Below are 21,473 nucleotides of genomic sequence, written 5' to 3'. Positions count from 1 at the left end.
GGAGGGAATATCATGAATAAAATGATTTGGAGCATTGTGTTCACACTGTTTGCATTCGTTCTCGTGCAAAATCGTTATCGGCTGATGAATTTGATCTTAGGTCAAAATCAAGTGCGTCACTTTTTTATTAAGTGGCTGATGAAAATCCCATATTTTCGGACGAAATTTATTCGCCAAGCATTCTAATCCCGCAAAAGCCGGGATTTTTTTGTTCAGAAATGCGGATAAGAATGATTCTTGTTATAATAATGTAAAAAATGGAGCGCGAATAAATGAATGTCATAGATAGTCTATTTTGGCGAGTTGTTGATGAACTAAGACAAAAAGGATATGAGATGATTCAAAGTCCTTACCCAGAAGATGAAATATTTTTTGAAGCACCACGAAACTCAGGGTATGATCTCATCCGTCTATATAGAAAAGATGTGAACTTTAGACAGGAGATCGTTCGAGATATTGAAGAGCAGACGTTTCGGATGAATCAGCTGAGAGAAGCCATGCGTAAACGATCTCTCCATCTCTTGCAGCTTCAATTTACAGCTGACGATCCAGTAGATGTTTGGAAAGATATAAACGGTCAGCCGTATAAAAAACAAAAGGTGACAATTACACCTGTTTTATTCAATGAAGAAGCTCTTCAAAACGATGTGCACGAGCTGCAAAAATGGCTGAATACATCACTTTCAGTTGATGTAGAAGAGGCGAAGACAGATACAGCTGAAGATGCCGTGCAGCTTAAAATGAACGTGCTACAGGCGTTTGACGACCAGGAAAAGCAGCGGGAACGAGAACGGGCCGTTTTTCAAAATGGCAGACCGATTTTCACCTACTTGCTAATCGCTGTTCAAGTTGTCATGTTTCTTTTACTTGAGCTGTCTGGCGGAAGTACAAATACGGCAACTTTAACTGCGTTTGGTGCTAAAAATAATGTACTGATCTTAGATGGTGAATGGTGGCGCCTGATTACACCGATGTTTTTACACATTGGCTTGACGCATTTACTCTTCAATACATTTGCTCTTTGGTCCGTTGGTGCGGCTGTTGAGAGAATTTATGGGTCAGGAAGATTTTTGCTCATCTATTTGGTGTCCGGCATATTTGGCTCAATTGCGAGCTTTCTGTTTAATACGGCGATCGCAGCCGGTGCATCAGGCGCGATCTTTGGCTGTTTAGGCGCACTGTTATATTTAGCGATCTCTAACCGCAAGCTTTTCTTTCGGACGATGGGGACAAATATTATTGTGATCATCTTGATCAACTTAGGAATAGGGTTCACCGTATCAGGTATTGATAATGCCGGTCACCTTGGCGGCCTTGTTGGCGGTTTTTTAGCAGCCTTAGCTGTCCGCCTGCCTAAACAGCTGCAGCCTGTCAAAATGCTTCTTGCCAGTCTTCTCCTTCTGCTTATTGGTGGTTTTGGATTGTATACAGGATTTCATTCCGACGATCAAAAGGAAGCAGCGGCAACAAGTGAGGCAGCGAGTTTATTTGATGATAAGAACTATAGCGAAGCAAATAAACGTCTAGAGGAATATGTGTACCAAAAGAATGCATCAGCTGAAGCACTTCATATATATGCACTCTCTGAAGCACAGATGGGTCACCTTGACAAGGCGGTACAATTTTTGCAAAAGTCGCTCGAAAAAGATCCAAATGAACCGAATAAACTGTATCATTTATCATTGTTGTACGTAGAAAAAGGGGAAACAGCAAAAGCAGAAAGTCTAATTGAGAAAGCGTTAAAACAAGATCCTGAAAATGATCAATTTTTAAAGCTGAAACAATATATCGAAAATACTCAAACACGTTGAATGACTTGACTGAAAGCGCATTTATGAATACGCTTATCCTATCTGTTGATTGAAAGAAATGGTGGAAATAATGAAAACGTTATATGATGTACAGCAGCTGCTCATGAGATTTGGAAATTATGTGTATTTCGGAGATCGTGAAGTGGAGTTAGAATTTATGGCAGATGAATTGAAGGAAATGTATACATCGGGAATCATAGACCGAAACGAATGGTCAAACGCAATGGCCATTCTTCAAATGGAATTGGCCAAATTAAATAGAAAAACAATGTGAAGGTGGAGGGCATATGACAGGGGATTGGTTTGTAGGGGTTGATCTTGGCGGTACGACAATTAAGCTTGCGTTCATTAATCTATATGGTGAGATTCAGCATAAGTGGGAGATTCCTACGGATAAATCTGGGCAGACGATCACAGTCGATATTGCGAAATCAATTGATCATAAACTGGTTGAGATCAGTATGCCAAAATCGGCTCTCATTGGTATAGGAATGGGAGCACCTGGACCCGTCGATAAAGTATCCGGAATCGTCTATAAAACAACGAATTTGGGCTGGACAAACTATCCTTTGAAAGATCACTTAGAGGCCGAAACGGGACTTCCATCAGTAATTGAAAATGATGCGAACATTGCTGCACTCGGTGAAATGTGGAAGGGTGCAGGAGATGGTGCAAAAAACATCTTTATGGTCACACTTGGAACGGGTGTTGGCGGCGGCATTATCGTAAATGGGGAGGTTGTTCAAGGTGAAACAGGTGCTGGCGGAGAAATTGGCCATATTTGTGCAGTTCCATTTCAAGGAGCACCGTGTAACTGCGGAAGAACAGGCTGTATTGAAACCATTGCGTCTGCCACCGGCATCGTCCGGCTTGCAAAGGATAAATTAGAAACCGAGCAGCATACATCCTCACTTGGGACGCTCGCTTCGCTGTCTGCAAAGGATGTGTTTCAGGCGGCAGAAAACGGAGATAATCTTGGAATGCGTGTCGTAGAAGAAGTGACGACCCACCTTGGACTTGTCCTAGCGAATCTTGCTAGTGCTTTAAACCCAACAAAGATCGTCATTGGCGGTGGTGTTTCTAAAGCAGGAGAGCTTCTTCGCAGTAAAGTAGAGCACGTGGTCAAACATCATGCATTCCCGCCTTGTGCTGAAGATGTCGAGGTTGTCATTGCAGCACTTGGAAACGATGCAGGTGTGATCGGCGGGGCATGGATGGCAAAAAATAAATGGCTGTCTTGAACAAAAAGTCATAATGATGTCATTTTTATTAAAAAAAGCGATATATGGGCATGAAATTGAATGTTTAGCATATTCATAAGTTTGTCATGGGGAAAAAGACATTGATTTTCCAGCACAGACAGGATAAGATATATTTTAGTTGTTTTTGAAGAAGCACCAATAATTAGGGTATGCCCCTAACCTGAGTGCGTGTCAAGCATAAGGAGGTTACAATGCGAAAGAAAAGATTACAGGCGATGTCATTTTTACTGATTGCGACTTTGTTAATGTGGGTCAAAACCTATGTTATCTATAAATCTAGCTTTAATATCAAAATTGAAAATTTCATGCAGGAGTTTATCCTGTTTATTAATCCGCTTAGCTTTCTCTTGTTTATCTTCGGTATCGGTTTATTCTTTAAAGAAAAAAATCGCAATCGATATATCATCGTGACGAGCTTTATCCTGACATTCATTTTGTTAGCCAACATTGTATTTTATCGATTCTATAGTGATTTTCTAACCATCCCCGTCCTATTTCAAACAAACAATATGGGTGACCTCGGGTCAAGTATTACCTCTTTAATTGAACCAGTCGATTTGCTGATGTTCGTTGATATCATCATTTTAATTTGGCTCTATAAAAAACAGCCTTCCTTTAGAACGGATGTCACCATTTCACGAAAGGAACGAGCAGCATATTACTTATTTGTGGCAGCCACATTCTTCTTTAACCTTGGCTTGGCTGAAACTGAAAGACCAGAACTGTTAACTCGTTCATTCGACCGTGAGATGCTAGTGAAAAATATTAGCTTATATAACTTCCATATTTATGATGGGGTTCTGCAATCGAAGCAGTCCGCTCAACGGGCTCTTGCTGACAGCAATAACTTAACCGAAATTGAAAACTATGTAAGCGCGAATCAAACCGACCGTAACGAAAAAACGTTCGGTCAAGCAAAAGGACGAAATGTCATTCTTGTATCACTTGAGTCTACTCAGAGCTTTGTGGTCAACGAAAAATTGAATGGGAAAGAAATCACCCCGTTCTTGAACAAATTAATCAAGAAAAGTTACAACTTTAGCAATTTCTATCATCAAACAGGTCAAGGGAAAACCTCTGACTCAGAGTTTATTGTTGATAATTCTCTCTACTCACTTGGAAGAGGGGCCGTGTTCTTTACAAATCCAAGTAATGAGTATACAGCCATACCTGAGCTGTTAAAGGATGAGGGCTATCACTCTTCTGTTATTCATGCGAATAACAAAAGCTTCTGGAACCGTGACCTGATCTACGATAGCTTTGGCTACGATAAGTTTTTTGATATTAACTCATTTGATGTGAATGAAGAGAACTCAGTTGGCTGGGGATTGAAAGATGGTCCGTTCTTCGAGCAGTCAGCGGAATTGATGAAGTCTATCCCGCAGCCTTTCTATACGAGATTGATTACATTAACGAATCACTTTCCATTTGATCTAGACGAAGAAGATAAGCTTATTGATGAATATGATTCTAAGAGCAAAACGTTAAACAAGTTCTTCCCTACAGTGCGTTATCAGGATGAGGCACTTAAGATTTTCTTTGAAAAGATGAAGGAAGCAGGTTTATACGACAACTCCATTTTTGTTTTATATGGGGATCACTACGGAATTTCAGAAAACCATAACGAAGCTATGGGACAATTCTTAAATAAAGAGATTACACCATTTGAAGAAGTGCAGCTTCAAAAAGTACCGTTTGTTGTACACATACCAGGGATAACGGATAAGAATCCAAAAGAAATTGATACGGTGGGTGGTCAGGTGGATATCCGTCCAACTGTACTCAACCTTCTAGGAATTGATACAAGTAAGCAAATTCAATTTGGTCATGACCTATTATCGAAAGATACAAATGACTTTACAGTGCTCCGTGATGGAAGCTTTATTACGAAGGACAGCATTTTCACAGACGGTGTTTGCTACAATAAAGAAACGGGCGAGCCAAGAGACGATGAAACCGTTTGTCAGTCTTATGAAGAAAAGGCAAAGCAAGAGCTTCAATTCTCTGATCAAATTATCTACGGGGATCTCCTTAGATTTTATGACCGGAGCAGCCCGGACCATTCACCTTCCAAAAAAGAAGATGAGAGTAAGCTGAAAAAGGCGTCCTAACGTATGAGAAAACCTCTGCTATTTTAGAAGCAGAGGTTTTCTTTTTTGCATGCTGGCTCATATAGTATGAGAGGAGGGATGTAAATGAAGACAACGTCGTTTGGAAAAATTGAATGGCAGCTGGATGAAGCTAAGCTGGATGATGTGGCAAAGCAGCTTGGAATAGGGAAAGCGGCTTTCCATTTATCCAATCAAACAAGTACCGAGCATCTTCTTTTACCGGGGTATAGATTCCCAGAAGGTACCCATGCATTTCATTCCATATGTGATTTGCAGAGATTTATTTCACCTTACCGGCTGCAGCAATCAGATGATTGGATCAACGGAACATTTGAATACGATAGTGCTCAATTAGAAGAAGAGTTAAGACATTTGAAAGCCGTATTTCCTTTTCTTCATATCAGTGTGATTGGTCATTCAGTGCTTGATACGCCTATTTATGAAATTCGGACAGAGCCAGCTCAGCATTTACATTCTATTCATCTCAATGCCTCTTTTCATGCAAATGAATGGATCACCACCTCTGTTTTATTAAAATGGTTGAAATCCCTTTGTTTAGCTGCGTCTGATCCAGTGCAAGCGAGACATTATGAAGCGGTTCATATACTGCAAACCACCGCACTATCCATCGTGCCAATGGTTAATCCAGATGGAGTGGATTTGGTTCGCAATGGCCCAGAATCACTAGGTCTAAGCAGTGAAAAATTGACATCGCTAAATGGTGGGTTTTCCGATTATAGAGAATGGAAAGCTAATATTCGAGGAGTTGATTTAAACAATCAATTTCCTGCTTATTGGGAAATCGAATACTACCGTAATCAGCCGAAGGTGCCGTCTTATAGGGATTTTCCTGGTGATCAGCCGTTAACAGAACCAGAAGCGAAAGCGATGGCAAATCTTGCGTTACGCAAGCGCTTTGACCGGCTGATCGCCCTTCATACACAAGGAGAAGAGATATACTGGGGCTTTCTTGGCCACGAACCAGCGATATCCAAAGATACGGTCAAACGATTCGAACAGGTGAGCGGCTACAAACCGATTCAATACCTTGATAGCTATGCAGGCTATCGTGATTGGTTTATTTATCAATTTCAAAGTGAGGGCTATACAGTGGAGCTTGGTCTAGGGAAGAATCCTCTTTCCATGAATCAATTTGATTCCATTTATGAAAAAACAAAGCGGCTATTATGGGAAGCTTGTAAGTGTTAAAAAGCACCTGTCTGGTTCTTTTTAACATTTGAAAATAAATCAATTTCTTATTGTCAATAAAAACAGCGTTGAAGTGATTGACGAGGGCCTCCTTGTAAGCTATTGTGAAAGAAATAGATGTAAAAAAAAGGATATGTTTTAGGGAGATGTCGATCATTGAGTGCTCAAAGCCTGTGGAAAAGAAATTTTACTTACTTATTTGTTTCTAAAATGTGCAAAATCACTGCTGATAGTTTATCTTTCAACACCATCTTGTGGCTTTTAGTGCTAGGCGGGAAAGGGGCAATAGGGACAGCGTTTTTTATTGCGGTCAGCTTTGTTCCTCAAGCGATCGTCGGGCCATTTATTACCCCAATGATGAGGCCGCATCAATTGAAATTCTGGATGTGCTTTGCTGATTTAACGCGAGGAGCGATTATCCTTGTGATCGTGATCAGTTACTTTCATGGTTTTTCCCCATTAGCACTCATCATTGGCGGTATGCTGCTGCATTCGGCGACAGGAGGCTCCTATGAACCGGCGTCGGTATCAATTATTCCAAAGCTTGTGCATGAGGACGTCATACAAAAAGCGAATGCAACCATCCAATCAGCAAGTCATGTGGTAAGGCTTGTGACGGTTACGATTTGTGGTGTCATGATCGCGTTTGTGGGGGTAGGGTATACAATGCTTGTGATCATTCCTCTTTACCTCATATCAGCTTTATTGGTTTTAATGATTACATATCAAACAGAAGTCATCATTGATAAAGGCAAAAAAGGGCTATCATATGGCAAAAGATTAATGAGGGGATTTTCACTTGTTAGGAGCCATCATATTTTGTTTCCATTAGCGATTTTTTGCGTCTGCTCAAACTTCGCTGCAGCGCCCTGGGAAGCATTGTCTGTTATTTATTTGACAGAAGAATTAAATAGTGGACCGGTGGTTTATTCATTGATCAAAGTCACAACAGCACTAGGCGCATTTTTGATGGGGTTTGTTTTGACAAAGATCAAAGTGAATCGGTATGGATTGCTGTTTATAGGCGCAGGGATCGTTGATGGAATCGCATTCTTCATCACAGGAATGAACGCATTATTACCACTTGTGTTTATATCAGCTTTTGCCTTAGGCGCAGCCATCAGTGCAGTCAATGTTCCCGAACATACGATGATTCAATTGTCAGTGAAGGCAGAGGATCAGCCGCAGGTATATGCGATTATCAACATGATCTCCTATTTAATGATTCCGTTAGGTGCCCTCATCGGCGGCTATATGGCCACTCTATTTGGTTCTGGGTACGTTATTGCAGCAGGAGGGATCATTGAAGCTGTTTCTGGTATCTGCCTGCTTCTGTTCACAAAGATTGGGAAGGTAGAGAGGACGGATTTGACGATAGAACGAGACAAACCTGGCTTAAACGCAACGTGATCATGGCTTTTTTAAATGAGGATAGGTTACAATGAGGACGAGGAAACATGAGGATTCAATTGAAAGGAGCAAGAAACATGGCCATAGCAGATGTCACCATCATTCCAATAGGAACTGAAACACCAAGCGTGAGTTCATATGTAGCAGATGTACAAAGAATTTTGGAAGGCTTTCAACAAGAAGGGAAAATCAAATATCAGTTAACACCTATGAATACGTTAATTGAAGGTGAATTATCCGTTTTATTTGAGGTCATTCAGCGCATTCATGAGGCACCTTTTGAAAAGGGATTACACAGAGTAGCAACCAATATCCGCATTGATGACAGACGGGATCAAACAACAACCCTTACAAGCAAATTAGAAAGCGTGAATAAGCACTTGAATCAATAAAAAAAGCCTGCTACATGCAGGCTTTTAATGTGCAGTTGGATAACCGCTATAGATGATGGTCATGACAGTAAACCATCCAAAAACCAAAAATGTAGCGCCAGCAAAAGCGATGGCAAGTACGTTCACTTTTTTAAGTGAGCGATAGATGCCGAGAGCGGCTAAAATCGTGACTAGACCGAAAATAATGACGAGCATCATATGAAAATCCCCCTTTGTCATCAATCCCCTTGATTTCCTTTCTTTTCATTTTAACCGTTTTCATAAAGCTTGTCGAGTAGATTCCAGTTGACGATTGTTTGAATTTTTATTGAATAGCCTTCATAATAAAAAAGAATGAATAAAGTAGGTGATGAAAAATGAATTGGAGAAGAATGCCACTAGGCTATGTACAAGCAAATGCGTATATTTGGAAAAACGAGCAGGGAGAATGCTTAATTTTTGATCCAGGTGGTGAAGCGCAAAAGCTGATTTCCTATGTGAAAGAAAAACAGCTCACACCGCTCGCTGTCTTACTGACACATGCCCATTTTGATCATATTGGTGCGGCAGATGAGGTGCGTGCAGAGTGGGGAGTGCCACTATATGTACACGAACATGAAAAAGAGTGGCTCACGAATGCTGAGTTAAACGGCTCAGCTCGATTGATTGGAAATGGAATTACTGTCAAAGAAGCTGAAAAATTGATTACGTCAGAAGGAACTCTTCAAATCGGATCGTTTACATTAGACATATTCCACACACCTGGGCATTCACCAGGCAGTGTGTCTTACTATTCGTCGGAGGAGGGATTTGTCATTTCTGGTGACGCTTTATTCCAAGGCGGCATCGGGAGAACAGATTTAGTGGGCGGCAGTCAGGAAGTGCTGCTTCAATCGATTCATGACAAATTGTTATCATTGCCAGAATCCACTCTCGTTTTAAGTGGACATGGCGGGGAAACAACTGTGCTCACGGAGCAGGAACAAAATCCGTTTATTCATGGTTTTTCTCTTTAAATGTAGGTATGAAAAAAGCATCTCTTCTCAATGAGATGCTTTTTTCTATTAATGTCCGGTACCGGGAACCATGATGAAAATCGAATAATATGTAAATCCGGCAAAGAAAATCGTCAAGTACGCTCCGAAAATGTAAATATACATTCTTTCGGATAAATTCAAGTAGGATAAAAATACAAAAAGAACGGTTTGACCGAAGAACAGCAAGGATGCATCTTTCATATGTCCTAAATAGAACATGACAGCAAAAATACCCGTCCAAAAGCCAAGCACGCGGAACATGCGATTCATTTCTTTCCCTCCCCTTAAAAACCCCTTTGATTCATATTATAGCTGATCATCACTTGTTATGTAAACATTTACATTTTTGACAACGTGTGAACATTTATTTAGTAAGATGAAAAAAATTTTTTGAAAAAGTGTTTATGCCTAAATACATAAGGGTACTTACTCCATAAGAGAAAAGGTTAACGACCTAAGGAGGAAGACTAATGAGTGACATTACTTTTTATTCATACCCGAGCTGCACGTCTTGCCGCAAAACAAAACATTGGCTAAAGGCGAATCAAATTGATTTTAAAGAGCGTCACCTTTTCAGAGAAACGCCAACTCTAGATGAATTAAAAAAGATTCTTTCCTTAACGACAGAGGGAATGGATGAAATTTTAGCCACGCGAAGCCAAGCTTTTAAAAGCTTAAATTTAAATATTAATGATTTAAAAGTAAACGAGGTACTTGAGCTTCTCATTGAAAAACCAAAGTTGCTGCGGAGACCGATCATCATTGATGGGAATAAATTAGTGGTTGGCTATAATCCCGGGGAACTCATGAAAATATCAAAAAAGAAAGCGATTCATCAATCGGTTTCCTAATAAAAAACGAAGATCAGCTGAAACATGCTTCAGCCGTCTTCGTTTTTGTGCTGAACTGGGCTAGCTGGGTTCGAACCAACGATCACGGAGTCAAAGTCCATTGCCTTACCACTTGGCTATAGCCCAATATCAAACGTGTAATGATATTGTTCACCATCTGCGGTCATTTATACATAAAGTTTGGTTTGTCACTAGTTTTAAGTGAAAAAGGAGCGAAAGAAATAAATGAAAAATGAAAAATCTGAACAATTATATGAATTTATTCTAAAAGAAGCGCCTGTCATGACCGAAGAATGGTTGAAAACAAGAACAGAAGAAGGTTCATTATACTCTAAACATGCTTCAGAGGAGACAGAAAAGAAACTGAAGGAACAAAACACAGCGTTTATTCAAACCATTGCAGCGACGCTTGTAAAGGTATCAGACAAAGCAGAGAACCATTTGAAAAAGTGGTCTGTTGATATCGCTCGTGATCGAGCAGTTCACGAGGTGTTCTTATATGAAATCATCGGCCAATTTAAGGTATTCCGCCACATCTTCTGTTCGAGAATCGAGACATTCACACAAGAAACAGAGCTAGAAGTGACGCTGCAAGATGTGTGCGGATGGAATCAGCATTTTCACGGGACGTTTGATGATATGATTGAGCGTTTATCAGAAGAATATGACCGCGTGACACTGAGTCAGCTAAATGCACAAAGAGAAATGATCCAAGAACTTAGTGCCCCTGTTATTCCAGTATCAAAAGAGATCGGGATTTTACCGCTGATCGGCGAAATTGATACGTACCGGGCCAAAATTATTTTGGAGTCAGTACTAGAACAGGCTTCAAGACTGCGTTTGATCCATTTATTTATTGATATATCTGGCGTACCAGTTGTTGATACAATGGTTGCTTATCAGCTCTTTAAAGTGGTTGATAGTGCGAAGCTTCTAGGAATTGAGACGATTATTTCAGGTATCCGGCCAGAGATTGCTCAGACAGTTGTCAAACTTGGCATTGATTTCTCAAAAGTAAATACTGAACATAGCCTTGCAAAAGCGTTAGAAAAGAGAGGATTCCGTATCTTTGAAGAGGCAATATGATCAAAAAACCTGCACTTGTAAAAGTCAGGTTTTTTGATTTGCTCTTTTTTTATATTTAATAAAATGCATCCTAAGTTAAGGATTTTAACGCTTTATCAGTCATTAAAATCGTGAAATGCGCTTTTGTCAGACGGGTTCCTCCATCTTACAATAGGGTCAGAGAAAGGAGTGAACCACTTGTATGGTATTGAATATTTGGGACAAGAGCTGCTAGAAGAAGCATGCCGCATGAGAGCATCTGATGTTCATATTGTCCCAAAAGAAAAGGAAGCTTCGGTATCTTTCCGTGTAGACTCAGATTTAATCCAGCAGCGAGCCATTGATAAAAAAAGCGGGGAACGGTTAATTGCTCATTTTAAATTTTTATCCTCCATGGATATCGGCGAAAAAAGGAGACCGCAAAACGGGTCATTGGCTGTGATGCTGAGAACTGGCCAAGTGTTTGTTCGAATGTCTACATTACCGACTGTAAATGATGAAAGTTTAGTGATTAGGATTTTACCGCAGGATCATATCCCGAAAACAAAATATCTGTCGTTATTTCCGAAAGCCTCAGCCAGATTATTATCATTTTTGAATCATTCGCATGGACTCATTTTATTTACTGGGCCAACCAATTCAGGGAAAACAACAACACTTTATTCATTGATACAGTTTGCAAAAAAGCATTTCAACCGAAATATTATTACACTTGAAGATCCTGTGGAAACAAGAAATGAAGAAGTGTTACAGGTACAAGTCAATGAAAAAGCAGGCATCACGTATGCGGCGGGATTACGCGCTATTTTAAGACATGACCCAGATATGATTGTGCTAGGAGAAATAAGAGATGCTGAAACAGCCAAAACGGCAATTAGAGCAGCACTGACAGGCCATTTAGTGATGAGTACGCTGCATGCGAAAAATGCAAAAGGTGCCCTTTACCGAATGCTTGAATTTGGTGTGACGATGAATGAGCTCGAACAAACAATGGTTGCGATTGCTGCACAGCGATTAATCGAGCTCACGTGTCCATTTTGCGGGGAAACGTGTCAGCTATATTGCAAATTAAATCGACCGGTCAGACGAACGAATGTTTTTGAATTACTTTACGGAAAGGAGCTTGGTGAGTGTATCAAAGAGGCCAAAGGAGAATATGCTCACTCGTCATATGAAACACTGCAAAGATTAATTCGTAAAGGAGTGGCACTGGGCTATCTATCGAAAAACACATATCATCGCTGGGTTTATGAAGAAGCGAGTCTCTAAAGCCTGGTCTAGAAGAGAACAAGCTGAATTTCTATCAAAACTTGCTCAATTGTTTCAAGCTGGATATACATTGATTGAGGCATTAACGATGGTGAATATCCAGTTATCAAAGAAGCAACAGCAGCTATTAACAAGAGGCATTCAGTGGCTGCTTGAAGGGGAGTCTTTTTATGTGGTGCTGGAGAGACTCCATTTTCAGCGGGAAGTCATCGCCATTCTCTGTTTTTCAGAGAAGCATGGCAGCCTAGCACGCGCTCTTGAGCAAAGCTCACGTTTTTTAGAGAAAAAAATCAAGCAGTTAGACACGTTCAAACGTATGTTACGGTACCCGATCTTCCTCGTCTTTACGGTCTTGGTTGTGCTAATACTTGTTCAGCAGATGATCATTCCTCAATTTTCTTTATTGTACTCATCGATGGATACCCGCATGTCATGGCTGATCCAAGGGATGTTTGGACTCTTTCAATTCCTACACGCTTTCCTCCTCATCATAGGCTGTATGTGTATCTTTTTGGCTGGATATTATCATGTCTTTTTTAGGAAAAAGTCAGCCCTTGAGAAACTGAGAGTGATGAGCAGGCTGCCTGTGTTATATAAAGGGATGCAGCTGATGCATACGTATCTTTTTTCCCTTCAGCTAAGCGGGCTTCTTCAAGCTGGATTATCGATGTATGAAAGCTTGCAAGCTTTCAAACAGCAAAGCTATTTACCCTTTCTTCAAGAAATATCTGAACAGATGATTGGAGAATTAAGAAAAGGAGAAAGCATGGAACATCAACTAAGCGGGTCTCCTTTTTTCGAAAAACATTTTGCAGCTGTCATCAAGCATGGTGAAGCTAGCGGGATGCTTGCAAGAGAATTGTACACGTATAGTCAATTCCTATTGGAGAATGCAGAGCTGAAAATTGAAAAATGGGTTTCATGGCTGCAGCCGGTCATATATGGTTTGACAGCGCTCCTTATACTCATTGTGTATTTATCTATTCTTTTACCGATGTATCAACTAATGGAACAAGTGTGAGGAGGAGGACAAAGGCATGAATGATAAAGGATTTACACTGTTGGAAATGTTAATTGTCATGCTCGTGATTTCCATTCTTTTACTCATTACCATTCCGAATATCACACGTCACCATCAAAGCATTCAAGCGAAGGGCTGTGAAGGGCTCAAATCAATGGTGAGTACACAGGTGATGGCATATGAATTAGAGCATGATGGCAAGACACCATCTTTAGCTGAATTAGAAAAAGAAGGCTATGTCAAAAAGGGATTAACTTGTCCTAATGGAAAAGCCATTGTCATTCAAAACGGCGACGTGAAGCATGAATAAGTTGCTTTTACATGAGAAGGGTTTTACCCTCATTGAACAGCTCATGATCTTACTTGTTTTATCTATTCTATTGTCGGTCATAGGAGGAAAAGTCCCAAGTATATTAGAAAGTGCTGAAGCAAAAAAACAAGTGAACATCATGAAACAAGATCTCCAATTGGCTGCTTATACGGCATTTATCAAAAAAACCCGTGTGAATGTTGACATTCATCCACACCATGTATCCTATCAAATAATAGATCAAAATGGTGATGAGGTGATTGCTTCTCATCAGCATAAAAAAGGCATCATCAAGCATTCTACATTTCCACAGGGGATCCACTTTAATGTAAATGGACATCCGAGCAGCGGCGGATCTCTCATTCTTCAATTTGGCAGTCAAACTTATAAACTCACGATTTATTTAGGGAGCGGGCGGATCCATGTTCAAAAACAATAGAGGATTTAGTACGTTTGAGATGCTGTTAGCTTGCCATACCTTTCTATTTGCAGCTCTTGTGCTCATGCCAGCCTATGAAAAACTAATGATGGGAAAAAAGGAATTAAGAGCAAAACTTGAAGCTTACCAAGTGTTACATGAACATATGAACGAAGCGTTCATAGAAGGTACAAAGCCATCCGTCAAAAAGAAGAGAGGCGAGATCACATATGAACTCCATTGGAGTAAGCAGAGGGGATGTGTATCATACAAAGTACACAAAAAGAAGACGATATGCTTTCGTCATGTTGAATGATGAACAGGGATTTACACTTGTACAAGCTTTGTGGAAATTGCAACTATTTCTGTTCCTTTCTTTTGGCTGTGTGCTCATCTTTTCTGTTGCAGAGAAAGCCCATCCATTTGAAGAAATCAGCCAATTTTCACAAATGGAGTGGAAGCAAACTGTACTGCAATTAGAGGAGGAATTAAGCCGTGCACTGGCTGTTAGAGCGGTGAAAGAAGGAAAAGTGTTAGAGTATATTTCCGACCAAGGGCGAGTTGTGAGGATTGAGCCATATCAAGAGATGCTGCGGAAGCGAATGGATCAGGCGGGGCATCTTCCTTTATTGCAAAAGGTGAAACAATTTCGCGTCAGAACAGATCAGCAAACAACAATCCTTGAAGTCACAGATGTATCTGGTAAGGTGTATGAAGCCATTTTTTTCACATATAAAGGAGTGGTTCCTAAAACGTGAAAAGTGAAGAAGGGTTTATCTATCCGCACGTACTTGCTACGATTCTTTTCTTCCTTTTGATCCTAGGCTCGATGACGATTGGGTTTCAAAATGAGCTGAAAAGTGCAGAGCTGACGATTTCCTTTTATAAAAAACAGCAGCTATTTAGAATGGGTGTAAGTGAGGCTGCAAGCAAATTAAATCGTATTTGTGATCAGCCGAATACTCATGTGGACACTGAAGAAGGACGTGTGACATTGAAACAGATCGGGTGCGATCAAAAGAAAAAACATGTCCACATGCTGGTCGGCGTTAAAACAAAGGATGGTTTAGCAGATGAGCGGGAATTGGTGATGGATGGGAAGACCGGTGAAATTATGAAATGGACAATCCCTGATTAGCCAGTGTATAAAATCACACTCTTCCTGGTAACACTTTAAGGAAGAAGAGGTGAATGTTCGTTGAAAACAAATGACTATGTAAAATATATGACACAGGAAATCATTAAATATATGAATACACCACGTGACGAACGGAAGGAACATAAACAAGAAAAGATGGAAACAAAACCGCCATTTTCACAGCGCTTATTTGGTGTTCTGCCGTTTGGCTTTTCAATGATGCTAAAAAAACGACATCGACAAAAGTAAAAAGCCGCCAGCAGGCGGTTTTTTTGTGCCGCTTTAGCTGTATTCTTCAACGACAATGACTTTATTGACCTTGTTTGAGTAAGGGTTATAGGAAATGGTGACAAATACCCCAAATTCTTTGGCATGATCTTTTAACGTAATATGATACTGTTTCACAGATTCTTTTTCCCGGTGCCTGTCCCATACTTTTTGTTTAAATAAGACTTGTGCTAACGGATATCTTTTCTTTGCTTCTTTGACAGCTCTTGTTTCCCATTGATCTGCGGCAGTAGTGAATCCTCTCGCATCTGCAGGTTTGGCGTCTTGTATGACAGGACCCAACAGTAAACTGAGCATGATCATGATTTTTCTATATTTCACTTAACATCACCTCATCAGTTATTATCCTGACCAAATCCTACACTTTTATGTAAATTTTTAAGAAGTACAAATGTCACAGAAAAAAAATATAGAATATGGCGAAAGAATGAGAAAATGGAAGAATTTTCTCGGAAGAGTTCTTGTTTAAGAACAAAATGGACTAATTTGACGTTTTGGGTTTTATAGGTATTTCCTTATACTAAATGTAATCGTTCTCTTTAAAGAACAATCGTTCAAGGAGTTGGAAGAATATGAAACAGTCGCTCTTTGTACTCTTTAGTTCCATTTGTTTAATTTTCACGTCTCTTCTTATCACATCTACTAACGCTTCTTTTAACGATGTCGAGCATACAAATTTTGTGATGAACACGTGTGAAGATTTTGAACAGACAGATCAGCATTGTCAGCCAAAGAAATGGGATAAAAGTGATTTAAAGCTCATAGATCAAACGATGATCGAAGGAACAGTCTGTGCGCCTCAAAAGCTGAGCATGACATTAAAAAATATTGGACAACCCATAGCGCACTCTGAATGGAAGTGGGAATTACACAAAGTAGAAAGTGATCAGAAACCATTACAGGATGGTCATATTCTTGAAAAGGGCTCTATACAACACCTTTCATCAGAAGAAACGACGACTGTCACAACAGATAAAGCAAAAACGAATGGAATCTATGCATTTAAAATCTATTTTCCTAATGGAATTGGTGCATCTGAAAAAACATTCTTTTGGTCTAAACATATGCAGCTCTCAAGCTGTCAAGAAAAGATATCTTAAATGGAGCTGTCTGCTGAATGAAAAAAATGATATGAAAAGGGGAGAAGAGACATGAAAAAATGGATGAAAATGTCTGGCAGTATTCTTTACGCAACGGTTTTCACGATGATGATTGCATGTATTATTGTTGTGTTGTCATCAAGAACAACAGGTGGAGATCCTCAGATTTTCGGTTATCAATTCAAGCAAGTATTATCTGGCTCAATGGAACCGGAATTTTCGGCTGGGTCGCTGATTGTAGTACAACATGTGACCTCACCTGATACGCTCAAAAAAGGGGATATTATCACTTTTCAAACGAAGCAAGACAAGTCCTTTGTGACTCACCGAATTGTTGGGGTAAAAGGAAATGGAACAAATAAAGCCTTTGAGACAAAAGGAGACCACAATATGTATCAAGACGGCACGCTGGTAAAAGCGGATCAAGTGGTTGCGCAGTATACGGGAATGAACATCCCTTATGCAGGAAAGTTTCTTTCGTATGCCGGGACCTCGGCTGGAACCGCTTTGCTGCTGATTATACCAGGTGTGATGCTGCTCGTTTATTCAACAATTCATTTTGTGGGCGCTGCGAAACATCGAAGACACACGGCTGATTTACATATGTCAGAGAAACAAGCATAAATTTTCGTTTGTAACCTAATTAGGTTTCAATAAAACAATTTATTAGGGGGTTTATTCATGGCTATCAAAAAATCAATTCGTTTAGGTGTATTATCAGGGGCATTAGGCCTTGCTCTAATCGGCGGGGGAACTTGGGCGGCATTTAATGATGTAGAAAAGGCAAACGCGGTCTACTCGACAGGAGAGCTGAATTTATCTGCAAAAGAGAACTCTGGCGCCATCAACCTTGCGAACTTAAAACCTGGTGACCGAATAAAGAAAGAATTTAATTTTGAAAATAAGGGGTCGCTTGCGATTAATCAAGTGCTGATGAGTCTTGATTATAGCCAGTTTAAAGATGGAACTTCTGCGAAGAATGGCGGTAAGAATACAGCTGAAGAATTCCTCAGCCAGTTTCAGGTGAGTGTTCTTACGGTTGGAGCCGAAGGTGGAAATGGTTATCCGAAAAATATTATTTTAGACCATGCAAACCTGCTTGACCTGCATCAATTAACGTCAAAACAGGATCAGACCGCATTTGAAAAGCTTCGTCATGCCGTCGATGAGAAGTTTTTACATGAAAGTGGTAAAATTAATGTAGCAACCGTTGATGGAACAGTGGCTCCAGAGTATGACGGCATTCCAAAGAATCCGTTTGATTACGATAAAATGGAAATGATCATTGAATTTGTCAATGACCAGACGAAGGATAAAGCTGGTCACTATATCCAAAATAAATACCAAGGCGATGCGATTCAAATTGATCTTTCCTTCGAAGCGACTCAGTGGAATGGTTTAACGATCAATCCCAAAAAGCATACGGATGAAAAAGGCTACGTGAAAGAAAACGAAAAAGCACACAGCGAAGATAAAAAATAAATCCAGTCTTTAGACTGATATATAAGCTCTGCATAGCAATTGGAGGAGTATGCGCTAAAACGTGCGCTTTACTCCTCTTCTTGCTGTTTTTTCCAGATTTGATAATCTAAAAATTCACGAAATTGCTTTTTCGAAACCCCTGATGTCATTGCATCTCGAACTAGTTTTTCCCATTCACTATCTAATTGACCATCGTATTCGGTTTCATCTTTTTCGTGTAACAGTGTATGAACCGAGACGTCCAGAACGGCGGAGATTTTTTCAAGAAATTGAATGGAGGGGTTTGTTTGCAAGTTTCTTTCTATTGAGCTTAAATAAGACTTCGCTACCCCAGCCTTTTCGGCCAGTTCTGATAGTGAGTAGCCTTTTTCATTGCGGTATTGTTTAATACGCTGGCCAATCAATGTCATCACCTTCCTTTCGATATTATAGCACATTCAGAAAGGTTTGATAGAATGACTTCTTACCAGAGGGGGAGACTCAGAGGACTTTTCCTTTGATTTGAGAAAATGACGGACTTCTTCAACTGTTAGCCCTGCTTTGCGAGCTTCGCGTAATAATTGAACCCATTCACTGTCTAATAATTTCGTTTTCTTTTCCATACAAATACCCTCCTAAAATACTGAATCGTGTATTTCAGGCACTTAACGCATTAAATGGAAAGACACAGGTGGTAAGACCTCATAGGTTGCTTGCGTCATGTTTCCGCCCAATACAAACAGACAAACTTTGCTTTTGACTGATCGAAAATCGTATGTCACATGAAGGGGAGGGGACTCGTGAGTCAACCTCCTCTTTTTTGCTGTAAGTAAAAAAGCCCGCCATTTTCAATCGTAAGACTGATTTTTGGTTCGTATAAAGTTTTAAGTGCTTGTCTTTCTATTTCATATTCTACAGATGTGTCTGAAGTCCCTTCATAAAATTGGTTTAAAAGTTCCGAGTCTTCTTTCCACTTTTGAACAGCCCTCACCGCCCAATCGTCCGGCTCCTCATGGGCATAACGCTCCATCAGGCTATAGAGCCGTTTGACGCCGCTTTCTGGCTTAATCATTGTACTCATCGTAAAGCAATAATCAGGAATTTGAGACGACAGCTCACGGGCTTCGAGCTTTTCTTGAAATTGTTCTATGACTTCTCCTCGTATCAGATGAAGCCCAAGTGACAGCAGCTTATCCTTTTTACGGTCTGCCAGGTAGGATATTTTCACATTGAGACCAAGCCATGGTTCCAGCGCGATCTGGTTGTTGCTAAGCGGTCTCACTCTTTCGTAGAGCCGGATAAATCGGCCTTGCTGCTTAACAGCCTCGAATATTTGAAATAAACGAGGGGAGCCGAAGTGGACAAATTCACCTTCGACCGTGTCACCGGCTTTTTTTTGATCGGTGATTAAGGTCAATTGCCGCGGCTCAGGTACACCGCCCGTTTTTTCGAGCCAGTGCCAATAAAAAGGTCGGTTCATAATCAATTTATCCATTTCGATCGTTAGCTGCACTGTCATATGTCCTGCACTTTCTTCTAATATGTCGCATTGGTTCGCCTGAAAGAAACGGAGAAGAAATGTATGAATGTCACGCTGCTCCATTGATCAACTCTCCTTTATGAGCCTTGCTGCCTTTTTTCTAAAAGCGGTGTTTGTGCTTTTGTTAAATAGGAAGCAAACTGGGTTAATTTCTTTTTCATGTCTCCGTCAGATTTGTGCTGAAAGAGTATATGATGCAATTCTGTTTCGGCATCTTGGATATCAATTCGCGTTAAAATATCATCTAGATCGCCAATGACGTTTTCAAACAGCTGAATTTTTTCATATAAAAGCTTTAGAATATGTTCCTCGACTGTTCCGTTCGTTGCCATATTGTAAATGTGGACATCCCGCTCTTGGCCAAGGCGGTGGATACGTCCAATTCTCTGTTCTAGACGCATCGGATTCCACGGAAGGTCGTAGTTGATGATCTGGTTACAAAACTGAAGGTTAATCCCTTCGCCGCCGGCTTCTGTAGCAATTAATACTTGAGCCCGTTCTCTAAATAAATCTTTCATCCAGTCTTTTTTGCTCCGCTTAAAGCCGCCTCGAAAAGGAACCGAGCTAATGCCGTTTTGCTGAAGAAACCATTGTAAATAAATTTGTGTCGCACGATATTCAGTGAAAATAATCACTTTCTCATTTAACTGCTGAATGAGTTTGACGACTTCCAGCGCCTTTGAATTTTGCTCGACTTGGTTGATTTTCTCCATGATTTGCGCAATGGCAGAAGATCCTAAAATGTGTTTTTCTTCTTCCTGCATTTTTTTAATCGTCATATAGACCGCCTCGCGGCTTGAGCAGCATTCCCGTTCCAAGGTCATGATTGAAAACATGTGCTTTGTATAAGCTGGATTCTCTTTCAGCTTGCAGATTTCATCATATAACGCCTGCTCTGTCGGAGAGAAATGAATGGAAATCGTCTTGACATGCCGTTTTGACCACTCGATGCCAGTGTCTTCTCTTCGGTTACGAATCATCACTTTATTGATTAGCTGTTTCAATCGATCATGATCTTCAAGCTGCAAGTCCTTTTTGGCAAAAACATCTTTAAACTGATGTTCATTCCCAAGATGGCCTGGCTTCAGAAGGGAAACGAGATTGAAAATTTCTCCGATTCGGTTTTGAATAGGCGTAGCTGTAAGCAGGAGGCAGAACTTCTTATTTAGATTTCTCACAAATTCATAGTTTTTCGTTTTATTGTTTTTCAGTTTGTGTGCTTCATCAATAATGACCATATCGTAGGCGATAGATAAAATCGTGTCTCGATGCGGCTGTCTTTTGGCTGTATCAATTGAGGAAACTACGACGTCACACTGCTCCCACACATAGCTTTTTTTTTGTTCGACAGCATCAATGTAAAATTTCGTCCGCAGCTCCTGCACCCATTGAGACACAAGGGAGGCGGGGACGAGAATGAGAATTTTTTTGGCAAGTCCACGAATCATGTATTCTTTGATAATGAGCCCTGCTTCTACAGTTTTCCCAAGTCCCACTTCATCTGCTAGAATGGCTTTCCCGTTCATCTCTTCTACGACTCTTCTGGCTACTTCGAGCTGGTGCTTTAAAGGAGTGAAGTCAGGTAGGTGCGTAGGAGCTTGCAAACCCTCGAATGAATCAATCGCCGTGACTTTCTGAACCTGCGTCGCTAATCGGTACATATCCCAGTTCGCCCAGGGACCGTCTGCTGAAAGCCGCTGCTGAAATTCACTTACCCATTCCTGATCAAAAATCGTTTGAATATTCAATGGTCATCGCCTGCCTTCCTAGTCGGTTTATAATAAAATCGTTCTGTTTTTAA

Annotated in this window: 29 protein-coding genes and 1 tRNA gene; 22 read left to right on the top strand and 8 right to left on the bottom strand. The window is 40.4% G+C overall.

Translation table 11 applies throughout. From position 1 onward, the window contains the following. Window positions 1-12 precede the first annotated feature (12 nt). The 8 genes from NPA43_RS11225 to NPA43_RS11190 all read left to right on the top strand — a co-directional run bounded on the left by NPA43_RS11225 (window position 13) and on the right by NPA43_RS11190 (window position 8,195). Window positions 13-186 (top strand): hypothetical protein, encoded by a 174-nt coding sequence (locus tag NPA43_RS11225; protein ID WP_017367602.1) that lies wholly within the window; start codon window positions 13-15, stop codon window positions 184-186. An 86-nt stretch (window positions 187-272) separates the two neighbouring features. Beyond that, window positions 273-1,811 carry a rhomboid family protein gene (locus tag NPA43_RS11220; protein WP_230030395.1) on the top strand — a complete coding sequence of 513 codons (1,539 nt, stop codon included), beginning with the start codon at window positions 273-275 and terminating at the stop codon, window positions 1,809-1,811. 70 nt (window positions 1,812-1,881) lie between these two features. Next, on the top strand, window positions 1,882-2,085 hold the full coding sequence (locus NPA43_RS11215; RefSeq protein WP_099726641.1) for a YqgQ family protein: 204 nt from the start codon (window positions 1,882-1,884) through the stop codon (window positions 2,083-2,085). A 13-nt stretch (window positions 2,086-2,098) separates the two neighbouring features. After that, entirely contained in the window at window positions 2,099-3,052 is a 954-nt protein-coding gene (locus tag NPA43_RS11210) for an ROK family glucokinase (protein ID WP_230030394.1), read from the top strand. 212 nt (window positions 3,053-3,264) lie between these two features. Further along, a complete protein-coding gene (locus NPA43_RS11205) occupies window positions 3,265-5,184 on the top strand; it encodes an LTA synthase family protein (RefSeq protein WP_230030393.1) in 1,920 nt (639 codons plus the stop codon). 84 nt (window positions 5,185-5,268) lie between these two features. After that, on the top strand, window positions 5,269-6,393 hold the full coding sequence (locus tag NPA43_RS11200; RefSeq protein WP_230030392.1) for a M14 family metallopeptidase: 1,125 nt from the start codon (window positions 5,269-5,271) through the stop codon (window positions 6,391-6,393). A 156-nt stretch (window positions 6,394-6,549) separates the two neighbouring features. After that, window positions 6,550-7,803: an MFS transporter gene (locus NPA43_RS11195; protein WP_230030391.1), complete on the top strand. Its 1,254-nt coding sequence runs from the start codon at window positions 6,550-6,552 to the stop codon at window positions 7,801-7,803. A gap of 77 nt (window positions 7,804-7,880) precedes the next feature. Beyond that, the gene (locus NPA43_RS11190) at window positions 7,881-8,195 is read left to right on the top strand and encodes an MTH1187 family thiamine-binding protein (RefSeq protein ID WP_099726646.1); all 315 of its coding nucleotides are present in this window, start codon (window positions 7,881-7,883) and stop codon (window positions 8,193-8,195) included. A gap of 24 nt (window positions 8,196-8,219) precedes the next feature. Here the strand turns inward: NPA43_RS11190 and NPA43_RS11185 are convergent, their stop codons facing one another. Next, window positions 8,220-8,393 carry a DUF2759 domain-containing protein gene (locus NPA43_RS11185; protein ID WP_003217333.1) on the bottom strand — a complete coding sequence of 58 codons (174 nt, stop codon included), beginning with the start codon at window positions 8,391-8,393 and terminating at the stop codon, window positions 8,220-8,222. Between the two features lie 158 nt (window positions 8,394-8,551). On the opposite strand from NPA43_RS11185, the gene NPA43_RS11180 reads away from it, so the two are divergent. Continuing rightward, window positions 8,552-9,190, top strand: coding sequence for an MBL fold metallo-hydrolase (locus tag NPA43_RS11180; protein ID WP_230030389.1), 639 nt, complete (start codon window positions 8,552-8,554; stop codon window positions 9,188-9,190). A 48-nt stretch (window positions 9,191-9,238) separates the two neighbouring features. On the opposite strand, the gene NPA43_RS11175 is transcribed toward NPA43_RS11180, so the two are convergent. Next, window positions 9,239-9,481: a DUF2626 domain-containing protein gene (locus NPA43_RS11175; protein WP_003217440.1), complete on the bottom strand. Its 243-nt coding sequence runs from the start codon at window positions 9,479-9,481 to the stop codon at window positions 9,239-9,241. Window positions 9,482-9,681: 200 nt separating this feature from the next. Between NPA43_RS11175 and NPA43_RS11170 the strand changes: the two genes are divergently transcribed. After that, window positions 9,682-10,062: a Spx/MgsR family RNA polymerase-binding regulatory protein gene (locus tag NPA43_RS11170; protein ID WP_034319603.1), complete on the top strand. Its 381-nt coding sequence runs from the start codon at window positions 9,682-9,684 to the stop codon at window positions 10,060-10,062. 55 nt (window positions 10,063-10,117) lie between these two features. Here the strand turns inward: NPA43_RS11170 and NPA43_RS11165 are convergent. Beyond that, window positions 10,118-10,188, bottom strand: a tRNA-Gln gene (locus NPA43_RS11165). Between the two features lie 99 nt (window positions 10,189-10,287). Here NPA43_RS11165 and NPA43_RS11160 point away from each other — a divergent pair. The 9 genes from NPA43_RS11160 to NPA43_RS11120 all read left to right on the top strand — a co-directional run bounded on the left by NPA43_RS11160 (window position 10,288) and on the right by NPA43_RS11120 (window position 15,532). Beyond that, window positions 10,288-11,148, top strand: a complete 861-nt coding sequence (locus NPA43_RS11160; RefSeq protein WP_256498812.1) for an STAS domain-containing protein — start codon at window positions 10,288-10,290, stop codon at window positions 11,146-11,148. A 177-nt stretch (window positions 11,149-11,325) separates the two neighbouring features. After that, window positions 11,326-12,396, top strand: a complete 1,071-nt coding sequence (gene comGA / locus NPA43_RS11155; protein WP_099726649.1) for a competence type IV pilus ATPase ComGA — start codon at window positions 11,326-11,328, stop codon at window positions 12,394-12,396. After that, window positions 12,377-13,417 carry a competence type IV pilus assembly protein ComGB gene (comGB, locus tag NPA43_RS11150; RefSeq protein ID WP_230030387.1) on the top strand — a complete coding sequence of 347 codons (1,041 nt, stop codon included), beginning with the start codon at window positions 12,377-12,379 and terminating at the stop codon, window positions 13,415-13,417. Before comGA ends, comGB begins: the two co-directional genes overlap by 20 nt. Window positions 13,418-13,433: 16 nt before the next feature. Further along, the gene (gene comGC, locus NPA43_RS11145) at window positions 13,434-13,727 is read left to right on the top strand and encodes a competence type IV pilus major pilin ComGC (RefSeq protein ID WP_008360227.1); all 294 of its coding nucleotides are present in this window, start codon (window positions 13,434-13,436) and stop codon (window positions 13,725-13,727) included. After that, on the top strand, window positions 13,720-14,166 hold the full coding sequence (gene comGD, locus NPA43_RS11140) for a competence type IV pilus minor pilin ComGD (RefSeq protein ID WP_230030386.1): 447 nt from the start codon (window positions 13,720-13,722) through the stop codon (window positions 14,164-14,166). The genes comGC and comGD overlap by 8 nt, the downstream gene beginning before the upstream one ends. Beyond that, complete coding sequence (gene comGE / locus NPA43_RS11135; protein WP_099726652.1) at window positions 14,150-14,461, top strand: competence type IV pilus minor pilin ComGE; 312 nt, start codon at window positions 14,150-14,152, stop codon at window positions 14,459-14,461. Before comGD ends, comGE begins: the two co-directional genes overlap by 17 nt. Further along, window positions 14,376-14,903 (top strand): competence type IV pilus minor pilin ComGF, encoded by a 528-nt coding sequence (gene comGF / locus NPA43_RS11130; RefSeq protein WP_256498811.1) that lies wholly within the window; start codon window positions 14,376-14,378, stop codon window positions 14,901-14,903. Before comGE ends, comGF begins: the two co-directional genes overlap by 86 nt. Further along, complete coding sequence (locus NPA43_RS11125) at window positions 14,900-15,283, top strand: competence type IV pilus minor pilin ComGG (protein WP_099726654.1); 384 nt, start codon at window positions 14,900-14,902, stop codon at window positions 15,281-15,283. The genes comGF and NPA43_RS11125 overlap by 4 nt, the downstream gene beginning before the upstream one ends. Before the next feature lie 60 nt (window positions 15,284-15,343). Further along, a complete protein-coding gene (locus tag NPA43_RS11120) occupies window positions 15,344-15,532 on the top strand; it encodes a YqzE family protein (RefSeq protein WP_008360237.1) in 189 nt (62 codons plus the stop codon). 33 nt (window positions 15,533-15,565) lie between these two features. Here the strand turns inward: NPA43_RS11120 and NPA43_RS11115 are convergent, their stop codons facing one another. Next, window positions 15,566-15,892 (bottom strand): YqzG/YhdC family protein, encoded by a 327-nt coding sequence (locus NPA43_RS11115; RefSeq protein ID WP_099726655.1) that lies wholly within the window; start codon window positions 15,890-15,892, stop codon window positions 15,566-15,568. A 251-nt stretch (window positions 15,893-16,143) separates the two neighbouring features. Here NPA43_RS11115 and tapA point away from each other — a divergent pair, with 251 nt between their 5' ends. From tapA to tasA, 3 genes are read left to right on the top strand one after another with little or no spacing between them, the layout of a single operon-like run. Next, a complete protein-coding gene (tapA, locus tag NPA43_RS11110; RefSeq protein WP_230030384.1) occupies window positions 16,144-16,671 on the top strand; it encodes an amyloid fiber anchoring/assembly protein TapA in 528 nt (175 codons plus the stop codon). Window positions 16,672-16,722: 51 nt separating this feature from the next. After that, window positions 16,723-17,295 (top strand): signal peptidase I SipW, encoded by a 573-nt coding sequence (gene sipW / locus NPA43_RS11105; protein ID WP_099726657.1) that lies wholly within the window; start codon window positions 16,723-16,725, stop codon window positions 17,293-17,295. Between the two features lie 57 nt (window positions 17,296-17,352). Next, window positions 17,353-18,153: a biofilm matrix protein TasA gene (gene tasA / locus NPA43_RS11100; RefSeq protein WP_099726658.1), complete on the top strand. Its 801-nt coding sequence runs from the start codon at window positions 17,353-17,355 to the stop codon at window positions 18,151-18,153. Between the two features lie 68 nt (window positions 18,154-18,221). On the opposite strand, the gene sinR is transcribed toward tasA, so the two are convergent. The 4 genes from sinR to NPA43_RS11080 all read right to left on the bottom strand — a co-directional run bounded on the left by sinR (window position 18,222) and on the right by NPA43_RS11080 (window position 21,420). Then, window positions 18,222-18,557, bottom strand: coding sequence for a transcriptional regulator SinR (gene sinR / locus NPA43_RS11095; RefSeq protein WP_099726659.1), 336 nt, complete (start codon window positions 18,555-18,557; stop codon window positions 18,222-18,224). A 33-nt stretch (window positions 18,558-18,590) separates the two neighbouring features. Continuing rightward, window positions 18,591-18,755: an anti-repressor SinI family protein gene (locus NPA43_RS11090; protein WP_099726660.1), complete on the bottom strand. Its 165-nt coding sequence runs from the start codon at window positions 18,753-18,755 to the stop codon at window positions 18,591-18,593. A 182-nt stretch (window positions 18,756-18,937) separates the two neighbouring features. Beyond that, window positions 18,938-19,735: a YqhG family protein gene (locus NPA43_RS11085; RefSeq protein WP_099726661.1), complete on the bottom strand. Its 798-nt coding sequence runs from the start codon at window positions 19,733-19,735 to the stop codon at window positions 18,938-18,940. 14 nt (window positions 19,736-19,749) lie between these two features. Continuing rightward, on the bottom strand, window positions 19,750-21,420 hold the full coding sequence (locus tag NPA43_RS11080; protein ID WP_230030383.1) for a DEAD/DEAH box helicase: 1,671 nt from the start codon (window positions 21,418-21,420) through the stop codon (window positions 19,750-19,752). Window positions 21,421-21,473: the final 53 nt, after the last annotated feature.

Source organism: Bacillus pumilus (genome assembly GCF_024498355.1).
In the GTDB taxonomy this organism is placed as follows: Bacteria; Bacillota; Bacilli; order Bacillales; family Bacillaceae; genus Bacillus; species Bacillus pumilus_P.
Note: the sequence above shows the minus strand (reverse complement) of the source record. Positions and strands in the feature narration are given on the sequence as shown.

Excerpts from the sequence above, each read along its gene's own strand:
- NPA43_RS11175 (WP_003217440.1), bottom strand. The coding sequence starts at position 9,481 with ATGAATCGCATGTTCCGCGTGCTTGGCTTTTGGACGGGTATTTTTGCT.
- NPA43_RS11160 (WP_256498812.1), top strand. The coding sequence starts at position 10,288 with ATGAAAAATGAAAAATCTGAACAATTATATGAATTTATTCTAAAAGAA.
- NPA43_RS11085 (WP_099726661.1), bottom strand. The coding sequence starts at position 19,735 with ATGGAGCAGCGTGACATTCATACATTTCTTCTCCGTTTCTTTCAGGCG.
- NPA43_RS11090 (WP_099726660.1), bottom strand. The coding sequence starts at position 18,755 with ATGGAAAAGAAAACGAAATTATTAGACAGTGAATGGGTTCAATTATTA.
- NPA43_RS11170 (WP_034319603.1), top strand. The coding sequence starts at position 9,682 with ATGAGTGACATTACTTTTTATTCATACCCGAGCTGCACGTCTTGCCGC.
- tapA (WP_230030384.1), top strand. The coding sequence starts at position 16,144 with ATGAAACAGTCGCTCTTTGTACTCTTTAGTTCCATTTGTTTAATTTTC.
- comGD (WP_230030386.1), top strand. The coding sequence starts at position 13,720 with ATGAATAAGTTGCTTTTACATGAGAAGGGTTTTACCCTCATTGAACAG.
- NPA43_RS11200 (WP_230030392.1), top strand. The coding sequence starts at position 5,269 with ATGAAGACAACGTCGTTTGGAAAAATTGAATGGCAGCTGGATGAAGCT.
- NPA43_RS11190 (WP_099726646.1), top strand. The coding sequence starts at position 7,881 with ATGGCCATAGCAGATGTCACCATCATTCCAATAGGAACTGAAACACCA.
- comGB (WP_230030387.1), top strand. The coding sequence starts at position 12,377 with ATGAAGAAGCGAGTCTCTAAAGCCTGGTCTAGAAGAGAACAAGCTGAA.
- NPA43_RS11220 (WP_230030395.1), top strand. The coding sequence starts at position 273 with ATGAATGTCATAGATAGTCTATTTTGGCGAGTTGTTGATGAACTAAGA.
- NPA43_RS11210 (WP_230030394.1), top strand. The coding sequence starts at position 2,099 with ATGACAGGGGATTGGTTTGTAGGGGTTGATCTTGGCGGTACGACAATT.
- comGF (WP_256498811.1), top strand. The coding sequence starts at position 14,376 with ATGAACTCCATTGGAGTAAGCAGAGGGGATGTGTATCATACAAAGTAC.
- comGC (WP_008360227.1), top strand. The coding sequence starts at position 13,434 with ATGAATGATAAAGGATTTACACTGTTGGAAATGTTAATTGTCATGCTC.
- NPA43_RS11185 (WP_003217333.1), bottom strand. The coding sequence starts at position 8,393 with ATGATGCTCGTCATTATTTTCGGTCTAGTCACGATTTTAGCCGCTCTC.
- NPA43_RS11225 (WP_017367602.1), top strand. The coding sequence starts at position 13 with ATGAATAAAATGATTTGGAGCATTGTGTTCACACTGTTTGCATTCGTT.
- comGE (WP_099726652.1), top strand. The coding sequence starts at position 14,150 with ATGTTCAAAAACAATAGAGGATTTAGTACGTTTGAGATGCTGTTAGCT.
- sipW (WP_099726657.1), top strand. The coding sequence starts at position 16,723 with ATGAAAAAATGGATGAAAATGTCTGGCAGTATTCTTTACGCAACGGTT.
- NPA43_RS11215 (WP_099726641.1), top strand. The coding sequence starts at position 1,882 with ATGAAAACGTTATATGATGTACAGCAGCTGCTCATGAGATTTGGAAAT.
- NPA43_RS11205 (WP_230030393.1), top strand. The coding sequence starts at position 3,265 with ATGCGAAAGAAAAGATTACAGGCGATGTCATTTTTACTGATTGCGACT.
- tasA (WP_099726658.1), top strand. The coding sequence starts at position 17,353 with ATGGCTATCAAAAAATCAATTCGTTTAGGTGTATTATCAGGGGCATTA.
- NPA43_RS11180 (WP_230030389.1), top strand. The coding sequence starts at position 8,552 with ATGAATTGGAGAAGAATGCCACTAGGCTATGTACAAGCAAATGCGTAT.